The following is a 5,489-nucleotide window of genomic DNA, read 5'->3' on the forward strand; positions in this document are numbered from 1 at the left end:
TGCGCCAGGCCGAGCTGGCCCGGGACCGTGCGCCGGCCGCTACCGCGCTGAGCCCGGAGCAGGAGGCGCTGCTGGAGAAGTACGTGGCCGCGTTCTGGGAGAAGGACGTCGACGCGCTCGCGGGGATGTTCACGGACGCGGCGGTGTGGGAGATGCCGCCGTTCCCCGAGTGGTACCGGGGCCCGGCCGACATCGCCCGGCTCATCGGGACCAAGTGCCCCGGCGGGCGTCACGACATGGTGCTGCTGCCGACCCGGGCCAACGGGCAGCCGGCGTTCGGCCTCTACATGCGCGGGGAGGACGGCGACCTGCGCCCGTTCCACCTGCAGGTGCTCACGCTGGAGGGGGACCGGGTGGGGCACGTGGGCGCGTTCTTCGACCAGTCGCTGTTCGAGCGGTTCGGGCTCCCCCCGATGGTGCGCGCCGATGATCCCGCGGTCCCCGCCGCGGTGACCGCGGGGGGCTAAGGTGGCGGCCGCCCTGCCCAGCGCGGCGGGGCCGGCCGGGGTGCCCGAGCTGGCGCTGCTGGAGCGAGCGGTGGCATACACCCGCTGGGTGCTGCCGGCGACGGCCGGGACCGACCCGACGGCGGCCACGCCCTGCCGCGGCTGGACCCTGCACGACCTGCTGGTGCACATGACCGACTCGCTGGCCGCCCTCGAGGAGGCCGGGGCGCGTGACCAGGTCGAGCCCTCCGCTGCGGTGACCGGGTACCCGCGTCCGTCCTGTCCCGAGCTGGTCGGGGTGCTACGGGACCGGGCCTGTGGCCTGCTCGCCGCCTGGACCCAGCGCGGGGGCGAGGCGCTCGTCGACGTCGCCGGCTCGCCGCTACGGGCTGGGCTGGTGGCCGCCACCGGCGCGCTGGAGGTGACCGTCCACGGCTGGGACCTGGCACAGGCCAGCGGGATGGCCGACCACCGGATCCCGGAGCCGCTGGCCGAGGACCTGCTGGCCTACGTGCCGCTGCTGGTCGGCCCCGGCGACCGCCCGGTGCGGTTCGCTGCGCCGGTGGCGCCCGAGCGGCCGGGGGCAGCCGCCCAGCTGCTGGCGGACTTGGGGCGGCGGGAGGCGAGGTAGGTCACCACGGGGGCGTCGCCCTCGTGGTGGTTCAGCGGCTGCGTGCGTCCAGCCGGCGCAGCACGTGGGGGCGGCCGGGCTCGGTCGTGGTGCTCACGGGCGGACAGTGTGGCAGGTAGGGTCCGCCAGCCCCAGCAGCCGCGCCCCGTTGCGCCACAGCACCGCCCGCAGCCACGCCTCCCCCAGGTCCCACCGGTGCAGCGCCTCCAGCTGGTGGGCATAGGAGTAGGGGATGTTCGGGAAGTCCGAGCCCAGCACCACCTGCTGCTCGAGGTCGGCCAGCCGCGCCGGCAGGTCCGGTGGGGAGGGGGAGTGCGCCTCGATGAAGTCGGTGCCGACCATGGTCGTGTCCAGGTGGACGCCCGGGTACCGCGCGGCGAGGTCGGTGAAACCGGTGTAGTCAGGCATGCCCATGTGGGCGATCACCAGCACCAGCCGCGGGTAGCGGCGCAGCAGCTCCTCGACAGGTGCCAGCCCGGTGTGCCGGCCCGGGTGCGGGTCGTGACCGGCGTGCAGCACCACCGGCGTCCCCGCCTCCTGCACCATCCCCCACACCGGGTCGAGCAGCGGGTCGGCTGGGTGGAAGTCGCCGACCCGCAGGTGCACCTTCCACAGCCGCACGCCCCGCTCGAGCGCCGCCGTGACGTAGCCGGGGGCCTCCGGCTCGGGGTAGAAGGTGCCACACCGGACGGCGTCGGGCACCCGGGCGGCGAAGTCCAGGCACCACTCCGTCAGCCAGCCCGCCATGCCGGGCTTGTGCGCGTAGGTCAGTGCCGGCACCGCGGCCAGTCCCAGCGCGCGGACCGTGGCCAGCCGCTCCTGCTCCGGCAGCCGGTACCGGATCGGCCAGGTCCCTGGGCCGCCCCAGCCGTGGGCGTCGAACCAGGCCCACACCTTCTCCAGCATGCGCTCGGGCAGGAAGTGCACGTGCACGTCGGCGAGACCGGGCAGCTGCAGTGCCGCGACGTAGCCGGGCACGTCGGCGTCGGCGCGAGGGGGTTGCGGGCTCACCGGGCCAGTCTGCCCCGGCCGCGGCCAGACCGGCATGATGGGCCCATGACCAGCGACAGCCTGGCGCTCGCCGCCCGCCACGCCGACGACGTCATCGCGCTGCGGCGCGCGCTGCACCAGGTGCCGGAGGTGGGGCTACGGCTGCCCGTGACCCAGCAGCTGGTCCTCGACGCGCTGGCCGGGCTGGGTCTGGAGGTCACCACCGGGGCGGGGCTCGACTCGGTCGTGGCGGTGCTGCGCGGCGGCGCCGGTGACTCCAAGGACCCGCAGCGCCAGGTTGTGCTGCTGCGCGGCGACATGGACGGGCTACCGGTGACCGAGGAGGTCGACGTCCCCTACCGGTCGAGGCACGAGGGGCGGATGCACGCGTGCGGGCACGACCTGCACACCGCCGGGCTGGTCGGGGCGGCGCGGGCGCTCTGCGAGGTCCGTGACGAGCTCGCCGGGGACGTGATCCTGATGTTCCAGCCCGGCGAGGAGGGGCCCGGCGGGGCGGAGCCGATGCTGGCCGAGGGGCTGCTCGACGCGGCCGGGGCGGGCCGGCCGGTCGTGGCGGCGTACACGGTCCACGTGTTCGCCGCCGAGCAGCCGCTGGGCCTGTGGACCGCGCGGCCGCGGGAGATGATGGCTGCCGCCGACACCGTCACCGTGACCGTGCAGGGCCGTGGCGGGCACGGCTCCCAGCCGCACCGCGCGCTGGACCCGGTCCCGGTGCTGTGCGAGATCGTGCTGGCGCTGCAGTCGACGGTGACCCGCAGCTTCGACGTGTTCGACCCGGTGGTGCTCACCGTGGGCCGCATCACCGCCGGCACCAAGGACAACATCATCCCCGACGGCGGCGAGCTGGCGGCGACGCTGCGGACCTTCTCCGCGGCCAACCGGGAGCGGGCGATGGCCCTGATCGAGCGCGTCGTCACGGGGGTGGCGGCGGCGCACGGCCTGGCGGCGGAGGTCGGCTTCAGCGAGGGCTACCCGGCGACGGTCAACGACGAGGTGGAGTACGCGCGCGGCCGGGAGGTCGTCGAGGAGCTGTTCGGTCCGGACCAGTTCGCGCTGCGCGAGCTGCCGGAGATGGGTTCGGAGGACATGTCCTTCGTGATGGAGCAGGTCCCCGGCGCCTACTTCTTCCTCAGCGCCTGCGACGCGCCCGACCCGCAGCTGGCGCCGAGCAACCACTCCCCCCGGGCGCGGTTCGACGACTCCGTGCTGGCCGACGCCGTTGCCTGGCTGGTGGAGATGACCCGGCGCCGGCTCGCCGGCTGAGGCGGCGGCCGTGCAGCCGCTGCCCGAGGCGGTCGTCGCCGGGTACCTGCTGGTTGCGGCGGTGCTCGGGGTGGCTGGGGTCGGCACGCTGGCCCGGCCCGGCCTGGCGGCGGCCGGCGCGGCCACGCTCGGGTTGCCGCGGGCGCTGACCGGGGTGCGGGCGGCGCGGGCCCACGGGGGGCTGGAGCTGCTGCTGGCGGCGGCGCTGCTGCTGCCCGCACCGGTGGTGCGGTGGCCGGCGCTGGCGGTGTTGCTGCTGCTCGGCTGCTACCTCGGGATGGTCGCGCTGGCGGTCGCCCGGGGTGGCGAGGGTGACTGCTACTGCTTCGGCGCGTTCGGGTCCTCCCGACTGGGCGGGAGGACCGTGGCGCGCAACGTGCTGCTGCTCGCAGTCGCGCTGCTGGTGACGCTGGACGCCTGGCGGGGCGGGTCGGTGCCTGCGCACCTGGCGGCGGCCGGGGGGCGGGCCGGCTGGTGGCTGGTGGCGGTCGCGGTGAGCGTCCTGGTCGCGCTGCTGCTGCGGGGCGGGAGCGAGGCAACGACCAGTCGCGGTGCCGTGGAGCGGGCCGGGGCGTGGGTGGGCGGCACCGTCCCGGACGCGACCGTCGAGCTGGAGGCGGCCCCCCGCTCACTGCGTGAGCTGGCGGCGGAACGCCCACGGCTGCTGCTGTTCCTGTCACCGAGCTGCGGGCCCTGCCTGCACCTGTCCGACCGGTTGGAGGAGCTGCGCGAGCGGCTGCCGGGCACCGGTGTCCACGTGGTGACACCGCTGGGCACCGAACGACTCACGGCGGAGCAGCGCAGCTGGCGGGCCGGGCTGCTGGTCGACCCGGGGCGGACGGCGAGCGACGCGCTCGGGGTGCGGGAGCCACCGGCGGCGGTGCTGCTGGCCGGTGAGCAGGTGGTGGCCGGGCCGGTGCACGGGCCGGAGGCGGTGCTGCGGCTGGTCGACGACGCCGAGGCGGGACGGCTCGCCGGGCACTGACCGGCGGCCCAGCCGGGTCAGCGAGCCGAGGCGACCTCAGTCGTCGTCATCATCGTCATCGTCGTCGTCATCGTCATCGTCATCGTCGTCGTCCCAGTCGTCGTCATCGTCGTCGTCGCCGGTCGGAGAGACGGGGGTCGGCGAGACCGGTTGCGGGCTGCTGGTTGGGCTGGGGGAGGAGCCGGAGCCAGCAGTGCTGCTCGAGCCGGAGGTCGAGGACGACCCTGCGGTACCGGTGGGGCTGCTGCCGCTACCGGAGGAGCCGCTGCCAGTCCCACCGCCGGTGGAGGCGGGGTCGTTGGCCTGGGTCTGCTCCTTGCCGGTCTGCTGCTGGCCCTCCTTGGCGCGGCGCTCACGCTGCTGCTCGGCCAGCCGCGCCTGCCGCTGCTGGGCGCGGTCCCACTCCGCCGGCAAGGCCGTCAGGCCATTGGCGAGTGCGTTCAGCTGTCGACGCTGCTGCGCGTCCAGGCCCGTGGCCCGCTGCTGGCCGGCGGGGCTGCCGACCGCCGCGGTGGAGCGGGCGTCGTCGGCGGTGATCACCACACCGGCCTCGGGGTCGATGTCCTCGGCCTGGGCGTCCTGCCAGAGCCAGACGCTGGTGGCGCCCAGCAGCAGCAGTGCGAGTGCGGAGGCGAGCAGCTTCATGGCACCCAGTGTCCGCCACCGGCGTGGGACCCCGATGAGACCACCATGAGAGAGCTCTCATCGGCCGCGCCCGCCACCAGCCGCTCCCACCACTGCAGGGCAACCGCCCGGTCCGCGGGCCGGTAGGCGTGCACGCAGGCGAGCCGCAGCGCCGTGGCGGCGGCGTAGGCCCGGGTGCGCTCCGGGTCGACGCCGGACCCGTCGAGCACCCGGTCCACCGCGGCCAGTGCCACGCCCGTCCGCGCCGGGCTCCACCGCCCCTGGTCGCGGCGCAGCAGCAGGTGAACCCGGAGGTTGGCCAGGTCCAGGGCCGGCTCGGCGAGGGTGAGGGTGTCGAAGTCGAGCAGCCCGATCGAGGCCCCGTCGCCCGCCAGCAGCTGCTTGTCGTGCAGGTCCCGGTGGGCGGGCACCGGTGGCTGCGGGGAGCCCGCGGCCAGCAGGCCCGCGACGCGGCTGAGGGCGGCCCAAGCTCAACTACGTGTCGAAGGCCATCGAGATCTGCCGCACC

At 75.5% G+C, this 5,489-nt stretch carries 6 protein-coding genes and 1 pseudogene; 4 read left to right on the plus strand and 3 right to left on the minus strand.

Annotated elements, in window-relative coordinates:
* Nucleotides 1-467, plus strand: a 467-nt coding sequence (locus GFJ45_RS14915) for a nuclear transport factor 2 family protein (protein WP_194288708.1), incomplete at its 5' end; no start/stop codon positions are given.
* A gap of 1 nt (nucleotide 468) precedes the next feature.
* Nucleotides 469-1,077 (plus strand): maleylpyruvate isomerase family mycothiol-dependent enzyme, encoded by a 609-nt coding sequence (locus tag GFJ45_RS14920; RefSeq protein WP_153398596.1) that lies wholly within the window; start codon nucleotides 469-471, stop codon nucleotides 1,075-1,077.
* A 93-nt stretch (nucleotides 1,078-1,170) separates the two neighbouring features.
* Here GFJ45_RS14920 and GFJ45_RS14925 read toward each other — a convergent pair whose 3' ends face one another.
* Nucleotides 1,171-2,088, minus strand: a complete 918-nt coding sequence (locus GFJ45_RS14925) for an amidohydrolase family protein (RefSeq protein ID WP_228387116.1) — start codon at nucleotides 2,086-2,088, stop codon at nucleotides 1,171-1,173.
* A gap of 45 nt (nucleotides 2,089-2,133) precedes the next feature.
* Here GFJ45_RS14925 and GFJ45_RS14930 point away from each other — a divergent pair, with 45 nt between their 5' ends.
* Together GFJ45_RS14930 and GFJ45_RS14935 are read left to right on the plus strand one after the other, a co-directional pair.
* The gene (locus tag GFJ45_RS14930; RefSeq protein ID WP_153398600.1) at nucleotides 2,134-3,351 is read left to right on the plus strand and encodes a M20 metallopeptidase family protein; all 1,218 of its coding nucleotides are present in this window, start codon (nucleotides 2,134-2,136) and stop codon (nucleotides 3,349-3,351) included.
* A 10-nt stretch (nucleotides 3,352-3,361) separates the two neighbouring features.
* A complete protein-coding gene (locus tag GFJ45_RS14935; protein ID WP_153398602.1) occupies nucleotides 3,362-4,336 on the plus strand; it encodes a TlpA family protein disulfide reductase in 975 nt (324 codons plus the stop codon).
* 36 nt (nucleotides 4,337-4,372) lie between these two features.
* Here the strand turns inward: GFJ45_RS14935 and GFJ45_RS14940 are convergent, their stop codons facing one another.
* A complete protein-coding gene (locus GFJ45_RS14940; protein ID WP_153398604.1) occupies nucleotides 4,373-4,981 on the minus strand; it encodes a hypothetical protein in 609 nt (202 codons plus the stop codon).
* A pseudogene (locus GFJ45_RS14945) lies at nucleotides 4,978-5,433 on the minus strand (phosphotransferase); the annotation flags it as partial. The pseudogene GFJ45_RS14945 and the gene GFJ45_RS14940, both read right to left, overlap by 4 nt.
* Nucleotides 5,434-5,489 lie beyond the last annotated feature (56 nt).

This window comes from Ornithinicoccus halotolerans, from assembly GCF_009602535.1.
Classification (GTDB): domain Bacteria; phylum Actinomycetota; class Actinomycetes; order Actinomycetales; family Dermatophilaceae; genus Ornithinicoccus; species Ornithinicoccus halotolerans.